Origin of the sequence: Rhodococcus sp. NPDC076796 (assembly GCF_040702765.1) — a bacterium.
Lineage (GTDB): Bacteria > Actinomycetota > Actinomycetes > Mycobacteriales > Mycobacteriaceae > Rhodococcoides.
Map to the genome: position 1 here is coordinate 479,193 of NZ_JBFBMS010000002.1, position 22,657 is coordinate 501,849.

Here is a 22,657-nt window from a genome sequence, read left to right on the forward strand (position 1 = left end):
CAGTATGAATCAGCCCGATCCGTCCACGGTCCGATATCCGGGACAGTGGATCCATCGCGACATACACGCCAACGGAATCCGGTTCCACATCGTGGAGGTCGGCGAACACGCACCGGACGCACCGCTGGTGGTTCTGCTGCACGGCTTCGCCGACTTCTGGTACTCGTGGCGACACCAACTCGAGGCGCTCACGCGCTCGGGTGTCCGCGCCATCGCCGTCGACCTGCGCGGATACGGTGACTCCGACAAGCCTCCACGCGGATACGACGGGTGGACCCTCGCCGGCGACATCGTCGGACTCGTTCGCGCCCTGGGTTATCCGCACGCCACGTTCGTCGGCCATGCAGACGGCGGTCTCGTCTGCTGGGCCAGTGTTGCGCTCCACCCCCGCCTGGTGCGTTCGATGGTGCTGATCAACGCCCCACATCCCATCTCGCTACGTCGCTCCGTGTTGAAGGACTCCGCGCAGCGCGCTGCCCTGCTGCCACACTTCGTTCGCTACCAGGTTCCGTTGCGCCCCGAGAGACTGCTGACCCGGCGAGGCGGCATCGCGGTGGAAGAGCTGATGAGCAGCCGCGCCGGGTCCGCGTGGCAGGGCACCGAGGATTTCACGGACACCACGGCAAAGATGCGGTCGGCCATCCGAATTCCGGGTGCCGCGCACTGCGCACTCGAATATCAGCGCTGGGCGTTCCGCAGCCAGTTCCGTGCCGAGGGCCGCCGCTTCATGGACGCCGTGGACGTACGCACCTCGATCCCCGTCGCGCAGATCAGCGGCGACCTCGACCCGTATGTGCTGCCCACCACCCTCGACAGAGATCGACACTGGGCACCGGGGCTGACGCGTCGAACGGTGCGGGACGTGGGGCATTACGTGCACCAGGAAGCACCCGACGTGGTGTCCGAGGAGATTCTGCGGGTCGTGCGCGAAAGCTAGACGATGCAGTCGCCCGTGGCGACCGGCACCGGGGCATCGAAACTCTGCGCAAGTTCGTCCGCGATCTCCGTCGCCGTCAGCACGAATCCGGTGTCGGGGTCGTCGACGGCGGCACCGAACACGACTCCGAGTACCTCTCCGGACGAGTTGACCAGCGGTCCACCGGAGTTGCCCTGCCGCACCGATCCGCGGACGGTGTACACCTCGCGTTGGACGGTGCCGGTGCGGTAGATGTCCGGCCCGCTGAGATTGATGATCTCGCGGATGCGCGCCGGGCTCGCCGTGTACGGTCCGCCGCCGGGATAGCCGAGCACGATGGCGTCCGTTCCGGATTCGGCAGGCGCAGGCGCAAACGGCAGCACCGGGGCCTGGAGCTGCGAAACCCGAAGCACGGCAACGTCTTCTTCGGGGTCGAACAACACGACGTCGGCCGCCAGAGGTCCGTTCGGCGAATCGACGGTCACCTCGGACGTGCCTGCGACGACGTGCGCGTTGGTCATCACCAGATCCGATCCGACGACGAAGCCCGAACCTTCCAGCGCCTTCTGGCAGCTCGGCGCGATGCCGTTGATCTTGATGACGCTCGATTGCAGTTGCACCGGAATCGGTCCCGCTGCGATCCCGGAATCGGGTGCGGCGACGTTCGCGACCGGGGTGCGTCCGAACGGTCCGATGACGTCGGGGAGCCCGGACGTATCGAGCAACGCCGAGAATTCCTCGGGTACCTGCCGCAACCAGTCGGGTGCCACCTCGTCGACTTTGCCCAGGACCGTCGAGCCGCGTACCGCACTGGCGACCTCGGGCTGCGAGGACGACGTCAGTGGGATGGCGAGCAGCCACGCGGCCGCGAGAACGGCTGCGGCCTGCAACCCGGCACCGATGGTGCTGTCGACGGATCGTGCTCCGCGCGAATGGATTCCGCTGCGCAGTGCCCGCCCGAGAACCATGCCGGCCACCTCACCGACGATCACCAACACCACGATCAGTGCGATTCCGACGAACACCCGCGTTCGCGAACCGTCGACGTGTTCGAGCACGTGCGGTGCCACCAGAATTCCGGCGACGGCACCGAGAACGACACCGAGAAACGCCAGCGCCGACGCCACCGCCCCCTGCCGCCATCCCGACGACGCCGCCAGCAGTGCGATGGCAACCACCGCGATATCGACCCACCCTGAACCTGTCACCGATCGAGCCTCGCTCCTACCGCAGTCAAGCTGGCCTCCAGATCGCGTACGTCCCCCGTGTCCCACTCGGGCTCCCAGCCCGATACAGCCAGCAGACCCGCCAGGATACCGCCCGTGAAGCCCCACACCAGCATTCCCTGCACAGCGAACGCCGGCCCCTGGTAGCCCGCCGGGTGGCGCACCTGGAAGCGATTGTCCGGATCGAGCAACTCGCGCAACGGAACTCGCACCACTCGCTCGGTCTCGCCCGGATCGACGACGCGAACCGGGGTCGGCTGCTTCCAGTACGAGAGCACCGGAACCACGTCGAAGCGCGACGGCGGAACGTAGATGCCGGGCATCGTTGCCAGTGGCACGACGCCCGCCGGATCGAGTCCGGTTTCCTCCTGCGCCTCGCGCAGTGCCGTGCCGATCGGGCCGTCGTCGCCCGGGTCGGTCGCCCCACCGGGGAACGCGATCTGTCCGCTGTGATCTCGCAGAGTCGACGCACGCTGGGTCAGCAGGACGTCGGCCTCGGCGGGCAGTCCGCCGGGCGCCGTCGGATCGGCGTCGGCAGGTCCGCCGAAGAGCACCAACACCGCCGCCGAACGGGTCCGGTCGGCCGGCTGCGCGTGCCGCTGCAGCACCGGGTTGATGCCGGTGGTGTCGGTCAGTCCGCCCGCCCTGCCTGCGACGTCGAGCATCCGCCCGAGCCAATCGGGTGCACTCACGAATCGACCCCGAGGTTCACGCGAACGGCGTCGGCGATGTCGTCGACGCTCCGGAAGGGTTGTGGCAGCACCTTGGCGACAGTGCCATCCGCAGATATCAAAACGGAAACGGGCAACACGTTGGGTGCTCCCACGGCCGCGACGACGCGGCCCGCTCCGTCTTGAACCCCGGGCAGAGTGATGCCGTAATCGGTGAGCCGAGTCAGGCCGTTGGCCTCGTTGGCGTCGTTGTGGACCGTCAGGACCTCGATCTTCTCGCCCGCCCGTTCGGCGTACTGCTGCAGGTAGGGCAGCTCTTCGGCGCAGGGCCCGCACCAGTACGCCCAGATGTTGAGCAGGGCCGGGCGACCCGCGAGTACCTGGCCGAGGTCGACGTACGAGCCGTCGCCGATGCACTCGAGGGTGATCCCCGTCAGCGGACCGGATGCAGCACCGGACGGCGTCGGACATGCGGCGAGGCCTGCGTCTTGCCGTAGCGGAGCGAGGGCCTCGGGGGTGTCGGCGGCGCGACGCTCGTCCGTTCCCGGCGCTCGCTGCCCGAGGCCGGGAGAGTCCAGGGGCTGCGCGGTAGGTGCATCGCTCCGGGGCCACAGCGCGTAGACCATCCCGACCACCAGGATCAGAGCGACCAGTGACCACCGCAGAGCAGACTTGTTCACGGCACGATTCCGGCGAGGGCGAGGAGGTGATCGGTTTCCGGTCCCTTCACCAACGCAGCCGCGGCGGCGGGGTCGGTCGGGCCGGTCCCGAAGGAGGGGCAGTCCTTGGCGAGGACGCACACCCCACATGCGGGCGTACGAGCGTGGCAGACGCGTCGACCGTGAAAGATGACTCGATGCGAGAGCAGCGTCCACTCCTTGCGTTCGATGAGCGCGCCGACGGCGTGCTCGACCTTGACCGGGTCCTGCTCTTCGGTCCACTGCCAGCGCCGAACGAGCCGTCCGAAATGAGTGTCGACGGTGATTCCCGGAACATCGAAGGCATTACCGAGCACCACGTTGGCAGTCTTGCGGCCGATCCCGGGGAGCGTGACGAGATCCTTCAGCTTCGCCGGCACCTCGCCGTCGAAATTCTCCAGCAACTTCTGTCCGAGGCCGATCAGCGAGTTCGCCTTGTTGCGGTAGAACCCCGTGGTGCGGATGTACTCCTCGAGCTCGGCGCGGTCGGCCTCTGCGTAGTCGCGGGCTGTGCGGTATTTCACGAACAGTGCCGGGGTGACCATGTTGACGCGCTTGTCGGTGCACTGCGCGGACAGGATGGTCGCGACGGCGAGTTCGAGGGGCGTGGTGAAGTCCAGCTCGCAGTACACATGCGGGAAGGCAGTGTTCAACGTCCGGTTCATCCGCCGAGCTCGGCGCACGAGCCCGAGGTGAGTCTCCTCGCGTTTGCGCACGTCGGGGCGTTTCGGAGCTGTCGAATCCACTCCACAACTGTACGGACAAGAATGCGTAACGTTCCTCGCGGCAGCAGTGGGCTGTGTTTGTATCGAGACCTTTTCGGTGTTAACTGGCCGGTATGCAAGGACTCGCCGTGGTGCTCTTTCCGGTACTACTCATGCTCTTCGCACTCGCGATGGAACGCGTCGAGTTCCGGCTCAGCAAGCTCGGCGTCCGGGAGCAGGAAGTGCAGGAGTTCCTCGATCAGGCGAGTACGTCCGAGGTCGCCACCCTCGCGAACGAGGGCTTCCCGCACGCGTTGGCCCGATTCAACACCCGCAAGCGCCGACAGACCCCGCCGCGGACCGTCGACACGCGCGACGGCATGGTCGACCAACGAGCCAGCTGAGCGCACGTTTCGTCCCATTGGTCGTAATTTCGATGAATTTAGAGTGAACGGGAACACACGACCGAGACCTCTGGCAACCTGTGGTGGCGTCGATCACTCGGTTTTCACCGACTCGAAGTAGACTCCCCTGAGGTAATTGTTGTGTTTGATCATCGGATCGGCGTCGACGCCTGAACTGCACCGCAGTTCGGTGCATGGCACGAACTGTGTACAAACGCTTTCGGTGGTGCGGGTTGCCGCGTCACCGACATCCCAAAAGGAGCGCAAGTGGACGACGTCCTGGCACGGGCCGGCATCTTCCAAGGAGTCGAACCCTCTGCGGTTGCGGCACTGACGAAGCAGCTGCAGCCTGTCGATTTCCCCCGTGGACACGTGGTGTTCAACGAGGGTGAGCCCGGAGACCGGCTCTACATCATCGTTTCCGGCAAGATCAAGCTCGGGCGACGCTCCCCCGACGGCCGCGAGAACCTGCTGACGATCATGGGACCGTCGGACATGTTCGGCGAGCTGTCGATCTTCGACCCCGGCCCCCGTACGTCCTCGGCCACCACGGTCACCGAGGTGCGCGCGGTCAGCATGGACCGAGCAGCACTCAAGGACTGGATAGACCAGCGCCCCGAGATCGCCGAGCAGTTGCTGCGCGTACTGGCCCGCCGGTTGCGTCGCACCAACAACAACCTGGCCGACCTCATCTTCACCGACGTCCCCGGACGCGTGGCGAAGGCGCTGTTGCAGCTCGCTCAGCGCTTCGGCACTCAGGAAGCGGGATCGCTGCGCGTCACCCACGACCTGACGCAGGAAGAGATCGCTCAGCTCGTCGGTGCCTCTCGTGAGACCGTCAACAAGGCACTGGCCGACTTCGCGCACCGCGGATGGCTGCGCCTCGAAGGCAAGTCCGTGCTGATCTCGGACTCCGAGCGTCTGGCACGCCGAGCTCGCTAGGCCGAGTTCCGTCGGGACAGCAGCTCGCTAGCTCTCGCGGAGGTAGGCCAGCTGCGTCTTGACCGACATCCGCGCAGCCGGCCACAACTTCTTGTCCACGTCCGCATAGACGTGCCGTACCACCTGCATCGGTTTCGCGTTCTCGCCGAGCTCGGCGAGCGCCGAGCGAACCTGATCCAGCCGCTGCCGACGGTGGGCGCGATACGCTCGCGCCACCTCGGCGGTGTCCGGCAACTCCGGCCCGTGACCGGGAAGCACGGTCTTCCCCGCTCCGGCTGCTTCGAGCCGGTCCAACGACTGCAGATAATCCGCGAGCGAGCCGTCCTTCGGGTCCAGGACCGTGGTGCCGCGGCCGAGGATCGTGTCTCCCGTCAGGATCGCGTCGTCCAGCACGAAGCTCACCGAATCCGCGGTGTGACCGGGCGTGTGCAGAACCTCGATCCGAAGCCCGGCGGCCTCGATGACCTCGCCGTCGACCAGGCTAACGCCGTCCCCGTGCAGGAACTTCTCCCCGACCGCGCGAACCGGCGCCGCCGTCTTTCGGTGAAAACGCTTCAGCCCACCGGTGTGATCGGCGTGGCGGTGGGTCACCAGCGTCAGCACCACCGTGCCCGACGCGGCGACGGCCTCGAGATGGGCTCGGTCCTTCGGCCCCGGATCGACGACGATGCACTCATCCGACCCCGGCGCCTGCAGAATCCAGGTGTTCGTTCCGTCGAGCGTCATCTTGCCCGGGTTGTCGGCGAGCAGAACCGACGCAGTGGGCGTCACCTGCCGGAGTAGTCCGTACGCGGGATGCTGGGGGTTCGAAACGGCCATTGAAATACTGTAGGTCGCCGGCCCAGGTGGGGCAGGAGCGGAGCCTGCAGAAGCGACCCGTGTTCCAGGAGCGGAGCCTGCAGAAGCGACCCATGTTGCAGATGCGGACTACCGTCGACACCTATGAAGATCGGACTCGTCGGAGCGGGCCCCTGGGCTCGCAAGACTCAAGCCCCCTCGTTGCTCGCTCATCCCGGCGTCGACTTCGCCGGAGTGTGGGCCCGACGGCCCGAGGCGGCGGCCGAGATGGGGGCACCGGTCTTCGAATCGTTCGATGCCCTGCTGGGTGCGGTCGACACGGTTGCCTTCGCGGTACCACCGGCCGTGCAGGCCGGATACGCGCTCCGCGCGGTGGAGGCGGGCAAACATGTGTTGTTGGACAAGCCGATTGCCGCAACGGTGGCCGAGGCCGAGGAACTGGCCTCGGCAGTGACGGCTGCAGGCGTGCGCTCGATGGTGACGCTGACTCTCCGGTTCGCCTCGGAGACAAGGCAATTCCTCGACGCGGTCGCCGGGCGACCGTGGGCAGCGGGCTCGGGAACCTGGTTCTCCGGTGCTGTCCTCGGCGGGGCGTACGCGAACTCGCAGTGGCGACACGACGACGGGGCGATCCTCGACATCGGGCCACACGTGTTCGACCTGCTCGACGCCGCGCTGGGAACCATTGCACACGTTGCTTATTCACACCGCGAGGTGGCGGCCGACAGTTGGACCGTGGTGCTCGAGCACGAGGGCGGAGCCCGCAGCACGGTGCACTTGTCGCTGCGGACTCCGATCATGCCGTCCCTGATGCGAATCGAACTCAGCGGCACCGACGGCGTCGCCACTCTCACCGACCGATCGACCTCGTCGACCGACTGCTTCGCCGTCCTGCTGGACGAATTCCTCGAGTCGGTCGACAAGGGTGTCGATCACGAATGCTCGGTACACCGAGGACTGCACCTGCAGAAGGTGATTGACGGGGCGCGAGAGTGGGCACCCCGATTCGATGACCACGATTGACGTCAAAGACGCGATGTTCCACTACGTCTCCGCGCCGCATCGTTCGATGGACCAGTACATGACGATCGTGTTCGACTCGGACGCTGCGGAAGCGCCGAGCTTCGAGGACGTCGTGGCGCATCTCGAACGACGTGCGCGACGCGTTCCGAGATTGAAGATCCGCATCTGCGAGGCGCTCGGCCAGCTCGAGCACCCACGGTGGGTGAACGATCCGCTGCCCGTTCGCGACCACGTGGTCGATCACGATCTGGCGGACGGCCGGCACACGTTGGAATCCTTTCTGGCCGAGCTGTCCACCGTTCCGATCGATGCAACCGACCGTGCATGGACCGTCCACGTCGGCCGTGGGGCACCGTCGATCGAGGGCGTGCGCGGCGTGGCCACGGTCGTGGTCGTTCAGATCAGTCACGCCCTGTCCGATGGGTCCGTCGGCACGGGCATCGCGCGAGCTCTGTTCGGGCCGGATGAGTTGACGGAGGACGTGCATTTCGCCGACGACCCTGCGGTGTCTCGTCCACGCCCGATACGCGATGCACTCCGAGGTCTGCTGCTTCTTCCGGTCCGCTGGCTGCGCTCGCAGAAGACGATGCGTCGGTCGCAGCGTGGATACTTGGCCGCCGTCGCCACGGGTGAGATTTTCGCGCCGCAGCCGGTGCAGACCACTTACCTCAATGCACACCCGGACGGCACCCGAGCCGTACACATATTGCAATTCCCGAAAGATCGATGGACCAGCGGCACCGCGACCGTCACGGTCACCGCACTCACCGCAGTGGGTGCAGCCTTGCGTGAACACCTCGGGATGCGCGGAGAGAAAGGTGTGGAGCATCTGCGTGCGCTGGTTCCCGCCGCACTGGATACGTCGGTGGAGTGGCCGGCCATCAATCGCACGATTCCCACTGCCGTCGCTCTGCATCCGCAGCTGACCGACGCGACGGAGCGGGCATACGCCGTCTCGCGCGCAATGACACCCCAACGGGCTCACGTGAACGATCGCCGTCACGTCGACGCCACCCGCTCCGCCGAGGGCTACCCAGCCGCCCTGCTGATCGGTTTCGGGCGCCGAGCCCGGCTCGCTGCTCAGCGCACCGGAATGCCCGAACGCACGACCACACACACCACGGTGTCCAGCGTGAACCGGACGAGCTTGACCCTCGAACTGGGGTCGAATCGGGCGAGACTGTTCGCAGGAACGGCCTCGCTCGGTCCCGGCTGCAGCCTGAGTCACGCAGTCTACGGGTACGGCGATGTCGTGACGGTCTGCGTAACAGCCTGCCCTACAACGGTTCCCGACCACGCCGGCTATGTCGAGACTCTACGAACGGCGATCGAGGAGACCTGCTCAGCGCTGCACGACCGATAACTCGACTACTGCAGCTCGACGATGAGCTCCACTTCCACCGAAGCACCGAGGGGCAGTTCGGCGACACCCACGGCCGAGCGCGCATGCTTGCCAGCATCGCCGAAGATCTCACCGATGACGTTCGACGCCCCGTTGATCACCCCGGGCTGACCGGTGAATCCCGGTGCGGAGGCGACGAAGCCGACCGCCTTGATCACCCGGGCCACCGAATCGATGCCGACGAGCGCGTGCACGGCGGCGAGCGCGTTCAGGGCGCAGATGCGCGCCGCTGCGGTGGCGTCCTCAGCGGTGACGTCGCCGCCGACCTTGCCCGCGGACGTGAGGTTTCCGTCCACGATCGGCAACTGCCCGGACGTGTGGACGAGCGAGCCGACCTGCACCGCCGGGACGTAGGCCGCCAGCGGCGGTACGACGTCGGGCAGCTCGATGCCCAGCTCGGACAGTCGTTCGCTCCACTTCGCCACGGGCGCTCAGGCCTTCGGGCGCTTGAAGTACGCGACCAACGTGTCGCCGCCGTTGGGTCCCGCCATGATCGTGACGAGCTCCCAACCCTCGGAGCCGTAGTTGTCGAGGATCTGCTTGGTGGCGTGAATCAGAACAGGTGCGGTGAAGTATTCCCAGATGGTCTTTTCGCTCATGACTGATGAGCCTATCGTTCGGTTCCGCCCCCGCGGTGCCGGAACTACAGTCGTTGCATGGATCGGCTCGATATCAAGGACGCCATCTATCACTTCGCGCGCGACCGCGGTGATTCTCGAGACCAGTTCTCCCTGACTGCGTTCGACTCGGTCGACCGCGCCGCGCCCTCGTTCGACGAGATCGTCGCGCACATGGAGGCCCGAGCGCCCCTCGTTCCTCGCCTGGGACTGCGGCTTCGGGAGGCCCCGCTGAATCTGGACTATCCGCGATGGGTATCCGATACCTCCCCGCTGGCCGAACGGATGTCCGATCACGATCTGGGCGGTGCTTCCTGGGCCGAATTCGAGGCCTTGATGGGCGACCTGCTCCGCACCCGTCTCGATCTCCGAGAACACTCCTGGCACCTGCACGTGGTGCGTGGAATCGGTTCTGCTCCGTTGATGCAGGGTGCGGTCACGGTGGTGATATTGCAGGTCGGGCACGCCCTGACCGACGGGCTGGGCGTCTCGAAGATGGTTCGCGCACTGTTCGAGCCGTTGTCCGCGGCAGGCACGGCAGCGTCTTCGAAGACCGAGCCCGAGCGGGGGAACCCCGTCGCCGGCGTTCTCGGTGCTGTGGTTCGGGCACCGGTGGATCTCGTGCGATCGCGGTGGGAGGCCCGCCGAGCGATTCGCGCCTACCAGGGGACGCCGCCCGGCCCGCCGTCGGTTGCCGCCACGTCGCTGAACAGCGCCGTGGGGCCGTATCGAGTCGTCCGCATCGTGCCGATGCAGATGACGGAAGTCCGCGCGGGCGCCGCGTCGGTGACGGTGTCCGCTCTCTGCGCCGTCGGCCCGTGTCTCGATCGGTATCTCGGCGGCGGTCTCGAGCCACTGTCCGAGACCGGAGGCACCGTTGCGGCGTTCGTTCCGATGGCCCTACCTCGCGACGTGGAATGGCCGGCAGCGAATCGAGCGGTGGTCGGGACGGTCGATCTCCACGTCGGCGAACCCGATCTCGAGAAGCGGGCCGAGCTGATCAGTGCGTCGCTCGCAGTCGAACGAGCCAGAGTGACGGCTGCACCACTGCTTCGCGTCGCGCGTGCGGACGAGCGGGTGCCTGCTCCGATCGTCCGATTCGTGCAAGGACGTCGATTCCGAAAACACGACCGCTCTCCGGCGCGCGTCGGCGCTCAGACAACCGTGGTCAGTGTCGACCGGGGCCGCGCGGATCTCGAGCTGTGTGGTGCCGTCGCGCGTTTCTCGGCGGGATTCGGGTTTCTCGAGGACGGCCAGTGTCTGAATCATGGTTTCTTCGGTCTCGGCAACATGGTGACGATCGCGATGGTCGCCTGTCCCGACGCAGTTCCGGATCTCGACGCGTACACACAGGGATTGGTCGACCGACTCCGCCGACACTCGGGGCAGAGTTAGACACTTCGGTCGGACTCCCGAGGACGACCTCTATATGGTCGGGGTGTGGGTATAGCGAACGAAGAGGGATGGCCGGCGAAGGCAGATGCCGCGCGGCTGCATTTCGTATCCGGTAAGGGCGGGACCGGCAAGACGACCGTCGCTGCCGCATTGGCGTTGGCGCTCGCGGCGGGCGGTCGACGGGTGTTGCTGGTCGAGGTCGAGGGCAGACAGGGCATCGCGCAGCTCTTCGACGTGCCGCAGCTTCCGCCGCAGGAGACGCGCGTCGCCTCGGCGGACGGCGGCGGCGAGGTCTACGCACTGGCCATCGACATCGAGACCGCGTTCCTCGAATACCTCGAGATGTTCTACAACCTCGGCTTCGCCGGCCGCGCGATGCGCAAGATCGGTGCCATCGAGTTCGCGACGACCATCGCACCCGGCCTGCGCGATGTGCTGCTGACCGGCAAGGTCAAGGAATGTGTGGTGCGGACCGACAAGAAGGGCAACCGCATCTACGACGAGATCGTCGTCGACTCGCCGCCGACCGGCCGCATCGGAAACTTCCTGGACGTCACCAAGGCGATGGCCGACCTGGCCAAGGGCGGACCGGTTCGTTCACAGAGCGAGGGCGTGGTTCGATTGCTGCACTCGGCCGACACCGTCGTGCACCTGGTGACGCTGCTCGAGGCGCTGCCGGTCCAGGAGACGGCCGACGCGGTACGTGAGCTCGAGGCGGCTGATCTTCGGCTCGGCACGGTCATCGTCAATCGCACCGAACCGACGTACCTGCCGGCCGAGTCCCTCGAAGCCATCGCCGAGGGCGAGATCGATGCCGTCGCCATTGCTGACGGTCTCGCCAAGACCGGAATCACGTTGTCCGAGGCGGACTTCGCGGGGCTGCTCACCGAATCGATCGAGCATGCGGCGACGCTCTCGGCTCAGGTGGAGAGCGCAACCACGCTCGACGAACTCGACGTAGCGCGGATGTCGCTGCCGATGTTGGCCGACGGTGTCGATCTCGGCGGCTTGTACGAGCTCGCCGCCAAGCTTGCAGAACAGGGTGTCCGATGACTCGACCAGTAGCGACCGAACTCGATGTCGACCGCATTCTGACCGATCCCACGTCGCGGATCGTCGTCGTCTGCGGGGCGGGCGGCGTCGGCAAGACGACCACCGCAGCAGCGATGGCGCTGCGTGCTGCCGAGCAAGGCAGGCGCGTGGTGGTGCTGACGATCGATCCGGCCCGCCGCCTGGCTCAGGCCCTCGGTCTCGGCGATCTCGACAACAGCCCGCAGCCGGTGAAGTTGGGTGCCGGTGCCAAGGGCGAACTGCACGCGATGATGCTGAATATGCGGCGCACGTTCGACGAGATGGTCATCGAGCACTCGACGCCGGAGAAGGCCGAGCAGGTGCTGGCCAATCCGTTCTATCAGACTGTCGCGTCGTCGTTCTCGGGCACGCAGGAGTACATGGCGATGGAGAAGCTGGGGCAGTTGTCCCTGGACTCGTCGTGGGATCTGATCGTGGTGGACACTCCGCCGTCGCGCAATGCACTGGACTTTCTCGATGCGCCGCAGCGACTCGGCTCGTTCCTCGACGGCCGTTTCATCCGTCTGCTCACCGCTCCCGGCCGCGGCATCACCCGCGTGGTCACCAGTGCGATGAGCTTGGCCATGCGCGGTGTCTCCACCGTGATCGGTAGCCAAATGCTTTCCGACGCATCGGCTTTCGTTCAATCGCTGGACTCGATGTTCGGCGGTTTCCGCGAGCGGGCGACGCGTACCTACCAGTTGCTACGCGAGGACGGCACCAGCTTCCTCGTCGTCGCTGCCGCAGAACCCGACGCCCTGCGTGAGGCAGCGTTCTTCGTGGAGCGATTGTCCGCTGAGAAGATGCCGCTGGCCGGCTTGGTGGTGAACCGGACGCACCCGACGTTGTCGACGGTGCAAGCCGATCACGCCGCGACCGCCGCGGATCTGCTCGATCGAATCGAGGACCCCGGCGCGGATCTGACCGCCGCAGTCCTGCGGATCCACGCCCAGCGTGCAGTCACGGCAGCGCGGGAGGTGCGGTTGCTTCGCCGCTTCACCGGTGCGCACCCCCGGGTGCCCATCGTCGGTGTTCCGTCGTTGCCGTTCGAGGTCTCCGACCTCGCCGCGCTGCGTGCGGTGGCCGATCAGCTGACCCGCAAGGGCTAGATCGGCCGTACCTGGCAGGGCTGATCCAGCCCTGCCAGAAAGGGTGCTAGATAGCTGCTTGCTGCTGGCGCTGGGTCTCGAAGAACTCGGACCAGGAATCGACCTCGGGGTGCTGCTTGAGCAGCGCCCGGCGCTGGCGTTCCGTCATGCCGCCCCAGACACCGAACTCGACACGGTTGTCGAGTGCATCCGCACCGCACTGCATCAGCACCGGGCAGTGCCTGCAGATGGTTGCAGCTTTGCGCTGTGCTGCACCCCGGACGAACAGCTGGTCCGGGTCAGTGCCCTTGCAACGGGCGTGCGACACCCAGGCGATGCGTGCTTCTGCTTCTTCTACATCGAGTCGCGTCGGCGCGGTTGTCGTGTGCATGCGGATACCCCTTTGCGTTGCGGACGTCCTCGCTGGACGTCCCGGAGGCTCGAAGCGGTTTGTACCTCGTCAGGCGAAGCACAAATTCTAGGAGCTGCCCCACATTCATTATCAAGTGTTATGCGAATCACACCGTGCTCATAATTTAGGTAAAGCGAGCCCCGAATGCAAGACGGCGGGGTCACATTTCTGGTACGGCCGTCCCGAGCAGGGGCGCAGCACACAGCGCATGCATGCCTCTGCCGGTCCGGGCGGCACCCACGTACGCTGTGCTCTGTGTCAGTTGGAAAAACCGTGGCGAAGCTCGCCGGATGTTCAGCACTCGCCGGTGCATTGCTCGCCGGCGTGATGTTCCCCTTGGCCGGTGGGTTCGGGTACGCGTCCAACCGCGCCGCCGATACCGTCGACAACGTCTCGGCCGAGCTGGTCGAAGGCGCAGTGCCTGCCGTCTCGACGATGACGGACGTCAACGGCAATCCCATCGCCTGGCTGTACGAGCAGCGCCGATTCGAGGTGCCGAGCGACCAGATCTCCAACGAGATGAAGCTCGCCATCGTCTCGATCGAGGACCGCCGCTTCGCCGAGCACCAGGGTGTGGACTGGCAGGGCACGCTCCGAGCGTTCCTGACCAACACGACCAGCGGGCAGGTGGAGCAGGGCGCGTCCACCATCGATCAGCAGTACGTGAAGAACTATCAGCTGCTCGTGGTGGCCAAGACCGACGCCGAACGCCGCGCGGCGATCGAGACGACGCCCGCTCGCAAGATCCGTGAGATCCGGATGGCGTTGACGCTCGACAAGGAACTGACCAAGGACGAGATCCTCACCAGGTACCTCAACCTGGTGCCGTTCGGCAACGCGTCCTTCGGCATCCAGGACGCAGCCCAGACGTACTTCGGCATCGACGCCAGCCAGCTCAGCGCCGTCCAGGCAGCGATGCTCGCGGGCATGGTGCAGTCCAGCTCGGCGCTCAACCCGTACACCAACGAGGAGGGCGTGATCGAGCGCCGGAACACCGTGCTCGACACGATGATCCAGAACCTCCCCGAGCGCGCTTCGGAGCTGGAGGCACTCAAGTCCGAGCCGCTCGGCGTGCTGCCGGTCCCGCAGACCCTGCCCCGCGGATGCATCGCGGCAGGTGACCGCGGGTTCTTCTGCGACTACGCATTGGAATACCTCGCCGAGGCCGGAATCAGCCAGGAGCAGATCGACAAGGGCGGATACCTGATCCGCACGACGCTCGACCCCGCGGTGCAGAACTCCACCAAGGCCGCTCTGGTCGAGAACACCAGCCCCTCGCTCGACGGCGTTGCCACAGTGATGAACGTCGTCGCGCCGGGCCAGGACCAGCACCGGGTGCTCGCGATGGGCAGCAGCCGCACGTACGGCCTCAATGCCGACGACGACGAGACCGTCCAGCCGCAACCGCACTCCCTCGTGGGCAACGGAGCGGGCTCCATCTTCAAGATCTTCACCACGGCCGCCGCCATGGAGCGCGGACTGGGCACCAGCGCAACGCTGCAGGTTCCCAAACGCGTGGAGGTCAAGGGCGTCGGCGACGGCGGTGCACGAAACTGCCCGGCAGCGACCTACTGCGTGGAGAACGCGGGCAATTACCCACCAGCGCTGTCCATCACCGACGCGCTGGCTCAGTCCCCCAACACCGCGTTCGTCAAGCTGATCGAATCGGTGGGAGTCACCCCTACGGTCGATATGGCCGTTCGCCTCGGGCTGCGCTCGTACAACGACCCGGGTTCGTCGGGCACCGAGCAGTCGATGGCCGATTTCCAGAAGAGCCAGAACCTCGGTTCGTTCACCCTCGGACCCGCCTGGGTGAACCCGCTGGAGTTGTCCAACGTGGCTGCCACCCTGGCGTCCGGTGGCAAATGGTGCCCGCCCACCCCGATCGACTCGATCTTCGACCGCGACGGTAAGCCCGTTCCGGTCGCTCACCAGGCGTGTGAGCAGGTCGTCGAGCCCGGTCTGGCGAACACCCTCGCCAACGCGATGAGCAAGGACGATCAGGCAGGCGGCACGTCCGCCGCCGCGGCCGGCTCGGTCGGCTGGACGCTGCCGATGGCGGGTAAGACCGGCACCACCGAGTCGAACCGTTCCTCGGGCTTCCTCGGGTTCACCAACAACTACGCCGCCGCCGTGTACACCTACGGCGACTCCCCCACGCCCAGCGAGATCTGCTCGTTCCCACTGCGACCCTGCGGGTCCGGCAACCTCTTCGGCGGTAACGAGCCGGCCAGGACGTGGTTCGACGCCATGAGCCCGATCGCCACCAACTTCGGACCCGTCACGTTGCCACCCGTCGACCAGAAGTACGTCCGCGGCTCGGCCAACGGCCAGGTTCCCGATGTCACCGGTCAGAGCCAGTCGTCTGCGACGTCCACGCTGCAGGGTGCGGGCTTCCAGGTGACCGCGGTGACGACGGCCGATCAGGCTGCACGCGGCACCGTGGTGTCGACGTCGCCGTCGGGCTCGGCGGTCCCCGGATCCAACATCACGATCTACGTCAGTGACGGTTCGGTTCGACCGGCCCCGGCTCCGACGCCCGCGCTGCCGAACATCCAGATTCCGGACCTACCGCCGGGCATCCAGATCCCGGCGATCCCGGGTATCACCGTTCCTCGTTGAGCGGCTGCGCCGCATGTGAGTAGAAGTTCGTAGCGTGCTACGAACTTCTACTCACATGGGTGGTCACAAGCGGTCTTTGACAGCCTTCGACAGGCGTGATCCGTCGGCCTTGCCTGCGGCGAGTCCCGACGCGACCTTCATGACCTGGCCCATCTGCTTCATCGCCGGTCGCTCGCCCAGTTCTTCAGCGACCTGGGCGATAGCGGTGTCCACGATGGTGGCCAGCTCCTCGTCCGTGAGCGGAGTGGGCAGATACTCGTTGATGATCTGCGCCTCTGCATGCTCGTTGGCGGCGAGCTCGCCGCGGCCGTTCTGCGTGTAGATCTCGGCCGACTCGCCGCGCTTCTTCGCTTCCTTGGCAAGCACTTTGAGAACGTCGTCGTCGGTCAGATCGTGGGCCTCCTTGCCGGAGACCTCCTCGGTCTGGATGGCGGCGAGAATCATGCGCAGCGTCGCCAGGCGGAGTTTGTCCTTCGCCTTCATCGCTGCGGTCAGGTCGGTACGGAGGCGGGCCTTGAGTTCGGACATGGCGGAAACGCTACGCGGCGCAGTCGTCGGCTCGCACGTCCATATCCGGTTGCTGACGTATCGTGGATGAGGTGTCCGCACAATTCAGTCACCCGTTACTCCCCACCTCGACCCAGCTGCGCAGTGCCTCGACGCAACTGCGCTCGGTTGCCGAGCACGCGCGAGATGCCGTCAGAGCGTCCCCGCTGAGAAGTTCCGTGATCGGGACTGCGGGAGCCGCGGCGCTGGGCGTCGGATACGCCACACTCATCGAGCGCAACGCGTTCACGCTGCGCGAGACATCCATGGCGGTGCTCGAGCCGGGTTCGGCGACGCTGCGCGTGCTGCACATCAGCGACCTGCACATGATGCCCGGCCAGCGAATGAAGCAGAACTGGCTGCGCGAACTGGACCGCCTCGACCCCGATCTGGTCGTCAACACCGGAGACAATCTTTCCCACCAGCGTGCCGTCCCCAGCGTCGTGCAGGCTCTTGGGCCGCTGCTGGCTCGGCCGGGTCTGTTCGTGTTCGGTAGCAACGACTACTTCGCGCCCAAGCCGAAGAACCCATTCAAGTACTTCGACAAGAACCACAAGCGCACCACCGGCGACTCGCTGCCGTGGCGCGACCTACGGGCCGCGTTCTCCGAGCGGGGCTGGCTCGACGTGACGCATGTGCGCCGCGAGCTCGAGGTGGCCGGGGTGCGGATCGCGTCGGCGGGCGTCGACGATCCGCATCTGAAGCGCGATCGATACGACACCATCGCCGGTCAGCCCAATCCGTTGGCAGACCTGCGCCTGGGCATCACCCATTCGCCCGAGCCGCGAGTGCTGGACAAGTTCGCCCAGGATGGTTACGACCTCGTCCTCGCCGGACACACCCACGGCGGCCAGCTGTGCCTGCCGTTCTACGGCGCTCTGGTGACCAACTGCGAGATCGACCGTTCGCGCGTCAAGGGTCCGTCCAAGTGGGGTGCGCACACCCAGCTGCACGTCTCCGCTGGCCTCGGAACGTCGCCGTACGCGCCTGCGCGGTTCTGCTGCCGGCCCGAAGCAACCCTGATCACGCTGACTCCGGCCCCGAGAATGGGTCCGAAAAACGTCTCCGACGAGGGCGTTTCGCGTTCCGAGGCAGTCGTGAGTTAGACTTCTCCAGCGGTACACGGGGTGTGGCGCAGCTTGGTAGCGCGCTTCGTTCGGGACGAAGAGGTCGTGGGTTCGAATCCCGCCACCCCGACACAGATAGGCGTAGATGGACTCGCTCGATTCACTCGAGCGGGTCCATTTTCAGTTGTGCGGCGGTCACGTACTGTGAGTCGACCTTGCCGGAGCCAGCGAACGGACTTCTCGACATGCCGACACCCACCCGCGTACACGTCAAGCACCGTTTCGTCTCTCCCCCCGAGGTCGTCTTCGCGGCGTTGTCCGAGCACGAGAACCTGGGCCCGCTGTTCCTGGCCAAGATCCGTCGCGTGAAAGACGGAGACACCTCCCGCAACGGCGTCGGCTCGATTCGCAGCCTGAAGCTGGGTCCGTTGCCCGCGTTCGAGGAAACCACGATCACCTCCGAACCCCACTCGTTGATCGAGTACCGCATCACCAAGGGCGGCCCGCTACGCGGCCACTGGGGCGTGCAGAAGTTCACCCCCACCGCCGACGGCGGCACCGACCTCGATTACACGATCGGGTTCGACGCGCCCGTCCCCGGCCTCGCCGCGATCGTCGGTAAGGCACTGACGTCGAGCATCTCGAAGAACCTGTCGACCCTCGCCCAGTAGCACCGAAGTCCATTGACAGCACGAGACCCCGATCGACGGTCTCGATCGGGGTCTCGTGTGGTCGGAATCAGCTGGACGCTGCGCGCAGTTTTTCCAACAGCGGTCCCGCGGCCTCGGCCAGGAAGCGTTCCTGAGTTTCGTCGCCTACCTGAACCAGGGCGATGTCGGTATACCCGGCCTCCCAGTACGGCTTCACGGCCTCGACGATGGCGTCCAGGTCCGGTCCACACGGAATGGTGTCGGCCACGTCCTCTTTGCGCACGAACTTGGTGGCTCCGGCGAATCCGGCCGTCGTCGGTAGATCGGCGTTGACGGCCCAGCCGCCCGCGAACCAGCGGAATCGGTCGTGAGCCCGATCGATCGCGGCGCCGGAGTCCGGATCCCAGGAGATGGGGATCTGCCCGATGGACCGCGCCGGTCCCTCGTGGTTGTCGGACCATGCTTTGACGAGATCGGCGTCCGGCTCGGTGGCGATCAGGTGATCGCCGTATTCGGCGAACCGGGCCACGGCCTTCTCACCGCCGGCTGCGATGCCGATGGGCACGCCACCCTCGGGCAGGTCCCAGATCCGGGCGGAGTCGACGCGAAAGTGCTTGCCGTCGTATGTGACCAAGCCACCGGCGTGCAACGCCCTGATGATCTCGAGCGCCTCGACGAACATGTCCTGCCGCTTGTCGATGGACGGCCAGCCCTCGCCGACGACGTGCTCGTTGAGGTTCTCGCCACTGCCGAGGCCGAGGGTGAAGCGGCCGTCGGCCAGGATCTGCATCGTCGCGGCCTTCTGCGCGACGACGGCGGGGTGGTACCGGATGATTGGGCACGTCACGTACGTCATCAGCTCGACGCGTTCGGTGGCCTGAGCGACCGCGCCCAGCGTCGTCCAGGCGTACGGCGAGTGCCCCATCGAGGACAGCCACGGCGAGTAGTGGTCGCTGGCGACCTCGAAGTCGAAACCGACCTTCTCGGCACCGACGGCGTACTTCACCAACTCTTTCGGGCCGCTCTGCTCGGTCATCAAGGTGTATCCGAAATTGGTCATATGTGTCTCCTAAATTGTTGCGACGGAACCGGCGTCGACTCGGTAGTTCGATCCGTTGACGAAGCTGGCGCGGTCCGAGCACAGGAACGTGATCACCGCGGCAACTTCCTCGGGTTCGCCCCGGCGTCCCAGCTCCATGTACGGACGCTCCTCGTCGAGGAAGCTCTCGATGGCACCGTCGCGGTCGGTGCCCTTCTCCTCGGCGCGCTTGTCCATCATCGCGTCGGTCATCGGGGTGTGAATGAACGCAGGAGAGACCGCATTGACCAGCAGCCCCTCCGACGCGTAGCTGCGCGAGAGCCCCTTGGCCAGAGCCAGAACCCCGGCTTTGGCTGAGCAATAAGGCAATTCGTCGTCGTAGGGCTGCACGGCGTCCTCCGACGTCAGCAGCACGATGCGTCCCCAGCCACCGCGGCGGAGGGCGGGCAGGAATGCCCGCAACAGTCGCACCGGTCCCATCAGGTCGATGTCGAGGGTGGAACGCCACCCTTCCTCGTCGATCTCGTGGAACAGCCCCTGGGCACCCGTCACGCCAGAGGACTGGACGAAGATGTCGATGTCGCCCACGGCCTGCTGCGTGCGTGCGGCCAGGTTCTCGACGGCCTCGGTGTCGGTGACGTCCGCAGCGAAGGCGAACAATTGCCCTTCCGGTGCCCCGAGTTCGGCCGCTGCGTCGTCGAGCGAGCTCTGATCCTTGTCGCTGACGACGACCCGAACGCCCTCGGCCAACAGCATTTTCGCGGTGTGCCAGCCGATGCCGGAGTCTGCGCCGGTCACCAGCGCAGTTCTACCGTCGATTCCCAGATCCATACGATCCCACTTTGCACTAGAGGTTGATGTCAGGCTGTGGCGTCGTGCGAGCGCGCGATGGTCAGCGCCGCATTCACCAGGGCCAGGTGGCTCAAGCCCTGCGGGAAGTTACCCAGAAACGATCCATCCGAAGCATCGATCATTTCGCTGTACAACCCGACGTCGTTGGACAGCTCCACCAACTGGTCCATCAGGGCCGTGGCCTCGTCGTCTCGACCGACGCAGGACAACGCCGACACCCGCCAGAAGGCGCAGGCCACGAAGGTCACTTCTTCCTCGGACACGCCGCTGTAGCGATACATCAGCGGTCCGGCACCGAGTTCTTCGACGAGCGCATCGATGGTGGACGAAAGACGTTCTCCGCGATCGAAATCCATCTCGGCTGCCAGCAGCACCGACGCATCGAGCCCGTCTGCACCCGGGTACGCGAGGTAGGCCTGACGCTCGTCCGACCAACACTCGGTATCGATGTAGTGCCGGATGCGTTCCTTCTCGGCCTTCCACCGATCCGGTATGCCCGGGATCTCCCCCGCCTCGGCAAGGTGCACCGCGCAGTCGAGCGCCTGCCAACAGCCCAGTTTGGAGCTCGTGTAATGCTGCTCGTCCTCGAGCTCCCAGATCCCGGCGTCCTTGCGCTGCCACGAGTCGCAGGCCTCGTCGGCGATGGTCGCGAGCAGCCGACCCGTTTGCGCATCGAGGATGTTTCCTGCGTCGACGTACTGCCGGATGATCGAGAACAGGTCGCCGAAGATCATCAATTGCAGCTGGTCCGCCGCGGCGTTGCCGTTGACCACCGGCCCGATGCCCCGCCAGCCGGGAACGTCGGGTTGTTCGGTGCCACCGGGCAATTCGCCGCCGAGGGTGTAGAACACGTTGACCAACGGATCGTTGACACGGATCACCTTCAGCAGCCACGCCACCGCAGCATGGATCTCCTCGCGAAGACCGAAGCGTTGCAGAGCACGAATGGTGTACGCGGCGTCGCGAACCCACGCGTAGCGGTAGTCCCAGTTCTTGCCACCGGTCCGATTCTCGGGCAGCGAGGTTGTCGCTGCGGCAGCAATGGCACCGGACGGACTGTGCAGCAACAGCTTCAGTGCCAGCGCGCTGCGGGCTACGTGCTCCGCCCACGGACCCTCGTACGAGAACTCGCCGGACCAGACGCGCCAATTGTCGATGGTCCGGTCGATCCCCTCGTCGAGATGCTGCGGATCGGGCAACGGCAGCGGCTCGTTCTCCGTCCCCACGACACCCAGCACATGTCGCGAGCCCGGTTGCGTGGAGACAACCCCACCGATGTCGCGGTCCGCCACGCGCACGTTCTCGATGCCCAGAGTCCGCACTGCCAAGGTCAATCCGTCGACACGCAGAACGGTGCCGTGTTCGGTGTCGTACGCCCACGGCGACGCGATGCCGAGCATGGTGCCCGGTGCCACGGACCACGCCAACTCGACAGTGCCGTCGACACCCTCGACGCGGCGGGCCAACTCCACCCACGGAAGACGCCCGGCGACCCCGGTATTCAACGAGTCGGTAACCCTGACCGTACCGGTGTCGGTACGGAACGTGGTACTCAGAACGTTTGTCCCAGCGACGAATTCACGCTGGACGGTGTATTCTGCCAGCGGCGTCAGTTCGATGTATCCACCGTTCCCGGCATCCAGCAACGATGCGAACGGCGGCGGCGAGTCGAGGTTGGGCACCGGAAACCAGTCGATTCGGCCGTCGTCGGCGATCATCGCCACGGTTCGGCCGTCGCCAATCGCTCCGTAACTTTCGATGGGGACGTAGCCGTCGACCCTGGGGCACGGCTTACGGAACTCGTTCAAGCACGTGCCTTTCCAGCGAAGATCGGGCTGCTCTCGACGTGCTCCAGCAGATCGGCCGGGTCGTCGAACACGGCAACCGCGCCCGCGTCGAGCAACTCACCACGCGAGATGCCGCCACTGAGAACGCCGATGGCGCGTACACCTGCGCGCCCGGCCGATTCGATGTCCCACACACTGTCGCCGACCATCACGGCATTCGCTGCCTCGACGCCGGCCCGTTCGAGGGCGACCGCGACGATGTCGGGCTCCGGCTTCGCGACCTCGGCATCCTCGCCGCTCGTCACCACCGCGACGGAATCCTCCACCGCGAGCAGGTCGCGCAACGTCGACAATTCGCTCTCGGGAGCCGAGGTGGCGAGCACGACGGTCACGCCGCGAGAGTTCAAGTCCGCCAACAGTTCACGGGCACCCGGGAGAACCTCGAGATCGGCCGAGGCATCGGCGTAGTACTCGCCGTGCAGCTTCTTCGCCTCCTGCGCCACCGCACTGTCGGACGACCCGACGAGCGTCTCGAGCAACTTCGACCCGTCCATCCCGATGCTGCGATGAACGCGCCATGACGGCACTTCGTGGCCGGCCTCACGAAACGCACGCGACCACGCGTCGACGTGCACGTAGTTGGAATCGACGAGGGTGCCGTCGATGTCGAGCAGAACAGCCTCGACAGTCGGCTTCGGAACAGGCATGACCGTCGGATACCCGGGGG

The 22,657-nt window shown here is 66.0% G+C and carries 24 protein-coding genes and 1 tRNA gene; 12 read left to right on the forward strand and 13 right to left on the reverse strand.

Annotated elements, in window-relative coordinates:
• The first annotated feature begins 4 nt into the window (after positions 1-4).
• Positions 5-937, forward strand: coding sequence for an alpha/beta hydrolase (locus tag AB0366_RS07520; RefSeq protein WP_366243314.1), 933 nt, complete (start codon positions 5-7; stop codon positions 935-937).
• Here the strand turns inward: AB0366_RS07520 and marP are convergent.
• From marP to nth, 4 genes are read right to left on the reverse strand one after another with little or no spacing between them, the layout of a single operon-like run.
• A complete protein-coding gene (marP, locus tag AB0366_RS07525; protein ID WP_121872049.1) occupies positions 934-2,124 on the reverse strand; it encodes an acid resistance serine protease MarP in 1,191 nt (396 codons plus the stop codon). The two genes, AB0366_RS07520 and marP, sit on opposite strands and share 4 nt — an antisense overlap.
• Complete coding sequence (locus AB0366_RS07530) at positions 2,121-2,807, reverse strand: CoA pyrophosphatase (protein WP_366243808.1); 687 nt, start codon at positions 2,805-2,807, stop codon at positions 2,121-2,123. Before AB0366_RS07530 ends, marP begins: the two co-directional genes overlap by 4 nt.
• 23 nt (positions 2,808-2,830) lie before the next feature.
• Complete coding sequence (locus AB0366_RS07535; protein WP_366243810.1) at positions 2,831-3,439, reverse strand: TlpA disulfide reductase family protein; 609 nt, start codon at positions 3,437-3,439, stop codon at positions 2,831-2,833.
• Positions 3,440-3,489: 50 nt separating this feature from the next.
• The gene (gene nth, locus AB0366_RS07540; protein ID WP_366243812.1) at positions 3,490-4,176 is read right to left on the reverse strand and encodes an endonuclease III; all 687 of its coding nucleotides are present in this window, start codon (positions 4,174-4,176) and stop codon (positions 3,490-3,492) included.
• A 173-nt stretch (positions 4,177-4,349) separates the two neighbouring features.
• On the opposite strand from nth, the gene AB0366_RS07545 reads away from it, so the two are divergent.
• Positions 4,350-4,619: a hypothetical protein gene (locus AB0366_RS07545; protein WP_032395258.1), complete on the forward strand. Its 270-nt coding sequence runs from the start codon at positions 4,350-4,352 to the stop codon at positions 4,617-4,619.
• Between the two features lie 267 nt (positions 4,620-4,886).
• Positions 4,887-5,561: a Crp/Fnr family transcriptional regulator gene (locus AB0366_RS07550; protein ID WP_027494494.1), complete on the forward strand. Its 675-nt coding sequence runs from the start codon at positions 4,887-4,889 to the stop codon at positions 5,559-5,561.
• A 27-nt stretch (positions 5,562-5,588) separates the two neighbouring features.
• Here AB0366_RS07550 and AB0366_RS07555 read toward each other — a convergent pair whose 3' ends face one another.
• Positions 5,589-6,380 (reverse strand): MBL fold metallo-hydrolase, encoded by a 792-nt coding sequence (locus AB0366_RS07555; protein ID WP_366243315.1) that lies wholly within the window; start codon positions 6,378-6,380, stop codon positions 5,589-5,591.
• 123 nt (positions 6,381-6,503) lie between these two features.
• Between AB0366_RS07555 and AB0366_RS07560 the strand changes: the two genes are divergently transcribed.
• Both AB0366_RS07560 and AB0366_RS07565 read left to right on the forward strand, forming a co-directional pair.
• Positions 6,504-7,382: a Gfo/Idh/MocA family oxidoreductase gene (locus tag AB0366_RS07560; RefSeq protein WP_366243316.1), complete on the forward strand. Its 879-nt coding sequence runs from the start codon at positions 6,504-6,506 to the stop codon at positions 7,380-7,382.
• The gene (locus tag AB0366_RS07565; RefSeq protein ID WP_366243317.1) at positions 7,369-8,745 is read left to right on the forward strand and encodes a wax ester/triacylglycerol synthase domain-containing protein; all 1,377 of its coding nucleotides are present in this window, start codon (positions 7,369-7,371) and stop codon (positions 8,743-8,745) included. The genes AB0366_RS07560 and AB0366_RS07565 overlap by 14 nt, the downstream gene beginning before the upstream one ends.
• A gap of 5 nt (positions 8,746-8,750) precedes the next feature.
• Here the strand turns inward: AB0366_RS07565 and AB0366_RS07570 are convergent, their stop codons facing one another.
• Positions 8,751-9,209: a RidA family protein gene (locus AB0366_RS07570; protein WP_121872043.1), complete on the reverse strand. Its 459-nt coding sequence runs from the start codon at positions 9,207-9,209 to the stop codon at positions 8,751-8,753.
• Between the two features lie 6 nt (positions 9,210-9,215).
• Complete coding sequence (locus AB0366_RS07575; RefSeq protein WP_121872042.1) at positions 9,216-9,383, reverse strand: DUF4177 domain-containing protein; 168 nt, start codon at positions 9,381-9,383, stop codon at positions 9,216-9,218.
• Between the two features lie 57 nt (positions 9,384-9,440).
• Here AB0366_RS07575 and AB0366_RS07580 point away from each other — a divergent pair, with 57 nt between their 5' ends.
• Genes AB0366_RS07580 through AB0366_RS07590 form a run of 3 tightly spaced genes read left to right on the forward strand, consistent with a single transcriptional unit; the run spans position 9,441 to position 12,976 of the window.
• Positions 9,441-10,796 (forward strand): wax ester/triacylglycerol synthase domain-containing protein, encoded by a 1,356-nt coding sequence (locus tag AB0366_RS07580; protein WP_366243318.1) that lies wholly within the window; start codon positions 9,441-9,443, stop codon positions 10,794-10,796.
• Between the two features lie 45 nt (positions 10,797-10,841).
• Positions 10,842-11,849: an ArsA-related P-loop ATPase gene (locus tag AB0366_RS07585; protein ID WP_121872040.1), complete on the forward strand. Its 1,008-nt coding sequence runs from the start codon at positions 10,842-10,844 to the stop codon at positions 11,847-11,849.
• Complete coding sequence (locus tag AB0366_RS07590) at positions 11,846-12,976, forward strand: ArsA family ATPase (RefSeq protein WP_032395265.1); 1,131 nt, start codon at positions 11,846-11,848, stop codon at positions 12,974-12,976. Before AB0366_RS07585 ends, AB0366_RS07590 begins: the two co-directional genes overlap by 4 nt.
• 46 nt (positions 12,977-13,022) lie before the next feature.
• Here the strand turns inward: AB0366_RS07590 and AB0366_RS07595 are convergent, their stop codons facing one another.
• Positions 13,023-13,346: a WhiB family transcriptional regulator gene (locus tag AB0366_RS07595; protein ID WP_008712729.1), complete on the reverse strand. Its 324-nt coding sequence runs from the start codon at positions 13,344-13,346 to the stop codon at positions 13,023-13,025.
• A 294-nt stretch (positions 13,347-13,640) separates the two neighbouring features.
• On the opposite strand from AB0366_RS07595, the gene AB0366_RS07600 reads away from it, so the two are divergent.
• Positions 13,641-15,989, forward strand: coding sequence for a penicillin-binding protein (locus AB0366_RS07600; RefSeq protein WP_366243814.1), 2,349 nt, complete (start codon positions 13,641-13,643; stop codon positions 15,987-15,989).
• Between the two features lie 63 nt (positions 15,990-16,052).
• On the opposite strand, the gene AB0366_RS07605 is transcribed toward AB0366_RS07600, so the two are convergent.
• Positions 16,053-16,517, reverse strand: coding sequence for a GatB/YqeY domain-containing protein (locus tag AB0366_RS07605; RefSeq protein ID WP_366243319.1), 465 nt, complete (start codon positions 16,515-16,517; stop codon positions 16,053-16,055).
• A 185-nt stretch (positions 16,518-16,702) separates the two neighbouring features.
• Between AB0366_RS07605 and AB0366_RS07610 the strand changes: the two genes are divergently transcribed.
• The 3 genes from AB0366_RS07610 to AB0366_RS07620 all read left to right on the forward strand — a co-directional run bounded on the left by AB0366_RS07610 (position 16,703) and on the right by AB0366_RS07620 (position 18,273).
• Entirely contained in the window at positions 16,703-17,641 is a 939-nt protein-coding gene (locus tag AB0366_RS07610) for a metallophosphoesterase (protein WP_259468205.1), read from the forward strand.
• A gap of 17 nt (positions 17,642-17,658) precedes the next feature.
• Positions 17,659-17,732: transfer RNA gene (locus AB0366_RS07615), tRNA-Pro, on the forward strand.
• Positions 17,733-17,847: 115 nt separating this feature from the next.
• Positions 17,848-18,273, forward strand: a complete 426-nt coding sequence (locus AB0366_RS07620; protein ID WP_366243320.1) for an SRPBCC family protein — start codon at positions 17,848-17,850, stop codon at positions 18,271-18,273.
• A gap of 67 nt (positions 18,274-18,340) precedes the next feature.
• On the opposite strand, the gene AB0366_RS07625 is transcribed toward AB0366_RS07620, so the two are convergent.
• The 4 genes from AB0366_RS07625 to AB0366_RS07640 are packed head-to-tail and all read right to left on the reverse strand — an operon-like array spanning position 18,341 to position 22,637.
• Positions 18,341-19,312, reverse strand: coding sequence for an LLM class F420-dependent oxidoreductase (locus tag AB0366_RS07625; protein ID WP_366243321.1), 972 nt, complete (start codon positions 19,310-19,312; stop codon positions 18,341-18,343).
• A gap of 9 nt (positions 19,313-19,321) precedes the next feature.
• A complete protein-coding gene (locus tag AB0366_RS07630) occupies positions 19,322-20,122 on the reverse strand; it encodes an SDR family oxidoreductase (RefSeq protein ID WP_366243322.1) in 801 nt (266 codons plus the stop codon).
• Positions 20,123-20,151: 29 nt separating this feature from the next.
• Positions 20,152-21,951 (reverse strand): glycoside hydrolase family 15 protein, encoded by a 1,800-nt coding sequence (locus tag AB0366_RS07635; protein WP_366243323.1) that lies wholly within the window; start codon positions 21,949-21,951, stop codon positions 20,152-20,154.
• Positions 21,948-22,637 (reverse strand): HAD family hydrolase, encoded by a 690-nt coding sequence (locus AB0366_RS07640; protein WP_366243324.1) that lies wholly within the window; start codon positions 22,635-22,637, stop codon positions 21,948-21,950. The genes AB0366_RS07635 and AB0366_RS07640 overlap by 4 nt, the downstream gene beginning before the upstream one ends.
• Between the last annotated feature and the right edge of the window lie 20 nt (positions 22,638-22,657).